2 protein-coding genes are annotated in these 3279 nt (G+C 67.6%); both read right to left on the reverse strand.

Annotated elements, in window-relative coordinates:
* Positions 1-65 precede the first annotated feature (65 nt).
* Complete coding sequence (gene serB / locus G6024_RS15255) at positions 66-1295, reverse strand: phosphoserine phosphatase SerB (protein ID WP_159149094.1); 1230 nt, start codon at positions 1293-1295, stop codon at positions 66-68.
* A 133-nt stretch (positions 1296-1428) separates the two neighbouring features.
* On the reverse strand, positions 1429-3189 hold the full coding sequence (gene ctaD, locus G6024_RS15260; RefSeq protein WP_159149095.1) for an aa3-type cytochrome oxidase subunit I: 1761 nt from the start codon (positions 3187-3189) through the stop codon (positions 1429-1431).
* Positions 3190-3279 lie beyond the last annotated feature (90 nt).

Here is a 3279-nt window from a genome sequence, read left to right on the forward strand (position 1 = left end):
CGCCGGGCCGCCGTTCACGGGCGCGCCGGTCTCGGGACCGCCCTCCCCCGCCCCGGGCGTGCCGGTCACGTCAGGGGGACGCGGCGGTACGTGCCGGCGGCGGTGTCCGCGGCCTCGATCTCGTCGCGGGTGATCCCCAGCACGAACAGCACGGTGTCGAGGAACGGTTTGGACAGCGACGCGTCCGCCACCTCGCGGAGGGCGGGCTTCGCGCAGAACGCGATCCCCAACCCGGCGGTGGTGAGCATGTCGATGTCGTTGGCACCGTCACCGACCGCGACGGTCTGGCTCAGGGAGATACCGAGCTGGTCGGCGAACTCGCGGAGGTAGGCGGCCTTCGCCTCGCGGTCCACCACCTCGCCGACCACCCGGCCGGTGAGCGTGCCGTCCACGATCTCGAGGGTGTTGGCGCGGGCGAAGTCGAGTCCCAGCTCCTCGGCAAGGCCGGAGATCACCTGGATGAAGCCGCCGGAGACCACCCCGCAGCGGATCCCCAGCCGCTTGAGCGTGCGGATGGTGGTGCGGGCACCGGGCGTGAGCACGATGCTCGAGGCGACCTCGTCCAGCACGGTGGCGGGCAGACCGGCCAGTGTCGCGACACGCTCGTGCAGGGACTGGGCGAAGTCGAGCTCTCCGCGCATGGCCCGCTCCGTGACGGCCCGGACCTCGTCCTCCTTGCCCGCGTGCGCGGCGAGCATCTCGATGACCTCGCCCTGGACGAGGGTGGAGTCCACGTCGAACACCACCAGTCGCTTGGACCGACGGCCGAGCCCGGCCCGGTCCACCGAGATGTCGACGCCGTGGGCGTCCGAGAGGGGGGCGAGGGTCTCGCGTAGGCGGGCATCGTCGGCCGAGTCCCGGCCGGCGGTGGACACGTGCAACTCGATACCGGTGACCGGGTAGTCGGCGATCCCGCGGATCGTGTCGATGTTCGCGCCGATGGAGGCCAGCGAGCCGGCGACGGCCGAGAACGCCGAGGCCGGGACGGGGCTGCCGAGGATCACGACCGCGTGCGTCGAGGGCGGGGCCGCGGGGGCGATGTCGTCGAACTGGACCTCGAGTTGCATCCCGAGGTCGTGGACCTGCTCGGTGAGCTCCCGGACGACGGTGACGACATCGGCGCCGTCGTCCACCCTGACCATGAGCCCCAGGGACAGATGCCCGTTGACGACGACCTGCTCCACGTCGACCAGATCGGCGTGGTGGGACGCGAGGACGGCCATCACCCGCGCGGTCACGCCCGGGCGGTCGGGCCCGGTGACGGTGAGGAGAGCCGGGGTGCCGGTGGTGCTCACATGTACTCCTGACAGGTGATCGGGGAGGGCGGTGCTGATGTTGCGGGGCCTGACAAGCGGAAACCCCGCCGGTGGACGAGCCTGCCGACGGGGTTCCCGGGACCTACGCCCGTGGGTGAGTACGGGCGGGCGGTCAGCCCTTCTGCGGGGAGGGTCCCCGGTCGGCCACATCCTTGGCCGAGTCCGGGTCCTGTGCCTTGACCCGTCCACCGACGTGGGCCTCCGCACGCATCCGCTCGCTCATGTGCGGGTAGTGCAACTCGAACGCGGGGCGCTCGGAGCGGATCCGGGGCAGCGTCACGAAGTTGTGGCGCGGCGGCGGGCAGGAGGTCGCCCACTCGAGGGAGTTGCCCGCGCCCCACGGGTCGTCGACCGTGACGATCTCCCCGTAGCGCCAGCTCTTGATGATGTTCCAGATGAACGGCAGCATCGCGATGCCGAGGATGAACGAACCGACCGTGGAGATCTGGTTGAGGACCGTGAAGTTGTCCGAGTCCAGGTAGTCGGCGTACCGGCGCGGCATGCCCTGGTTGCCCAGCCAGTGCTGCACCAGGAACGTCGTGTGGAAACCGATGAAGATCAACCAGAAGTGGATCTTGCCGAGCCGCTCGTCGTACATCCGGCCCGTCATCTTGGGGAACCAGAAGTACACGCCGGCGAACGTGGCGAACACGATGGTGCCGAAGAGCGTGTAGTGGAAGTGCGCCACGATGAAGTAGGTGTCCGAGATGTGGAAGTCGATCGGCGCCGAGGCCATCATCACGCCGGTCAGACCGCCGAAGAGGAAGGTGATGATGAAGCCGAGGGCGAACAGCATCGGCGTCTCGAAGGTCATCTTGCCGCGCCACATCGTGCCGATCCAGTTGAAGAACTTCACGCCGGTCGGGACCGCGATGAGGAACGTCATGAAGGAGAAGAACGGCAGCAGCACCGCGCCGGTGACGTACATGTGGTGCGCCCACACGGCCATCGACAGTGCGGCGATCGCGAGGGTCGCGAAGACCAGGCCGGCGTAGCCGAAGAGCGGCTTGCGGGAGAAGACCGGGAAGACCTCGGAGACGATGCCGAAGAACGGCAGCGCGAGGACGTACACCTCGGGGTGACCGAAGAACCAGAACAGGTGCTGCCACAGGATGGCGCCACCGTTGCCCGGATCGTAGATGCGACCACCGAAGGTGCGGTCGTAGAAGACGCCGAGTGCGGCCGCGGTGAGCAGCGGGAAGATCAGGAGGATGAGGACCGACGCCACGAGGATGTTCCACGTGAAGATCGGCATCCGGAACATGGTCATACCCGGTGCGCGCAGGCAGATGATGGTGGTGACGAAGTTGACGGCACCGAGGATGGTGCCGATGCCGCCGATGCCGACACCGAGGATCCAGAGGTCCGCGCCGACGTTCGGCGAGTGGATCTTGTCCGCCAGCGGCATGTACATGGTCCAGCCGAAGGACGCCGCGCCACCGGGGGTCAGGAAGCCGGAGAGCATGATCGTGCCGCCCGCCGCGAACAGCCAGAAGCCGAACGCGTTGAGGCGCGGGAACGCCACGTCGGGGGCGCCGATCTGCAGCGGCATGATGTAGTTCGCGAACCCGACGACGATCGGGGTTCCGTAGAGCAGCAGCATCACCGTGCCGTGCATGGTGAACAGCTGGTTGAACTGCTCATTCGACAGGAACTGCATACCCGGGAAGAAGAGCTCCGCCCGGATGAGCAGCGCCATGAGGCCGCCGGCGAAGAAGAAGATGAAGCAGGTGACGATGTACATGATGCCGATCAACTTGTGGTCGGTCGTCGTCAGCATCTTCCACACGAACGAACCCGGCCGGGCATCACCCGTGGGTTCACCCGGCGGGTGGTCGAGTTCGTGGACCGGCTTGGGGGCCACTGCGGTCATAAGGGTCCTCCTGAACGCCTCACCCGACGTCGCGGGTCGAACCACCGACCCCACGTCGAACGCATAGGAATAGTGCGTGACCGCAATCCT

It is taken from the genome of Dietzia maris, from assembly GCF_014144855.1.
Classification (GTDB): Bacteria; Actinomycetota; Actinomycetes; order Mycobacteriales; family Mycobacteriaceae; genus Dietzia; species Dietzia kunjamensis.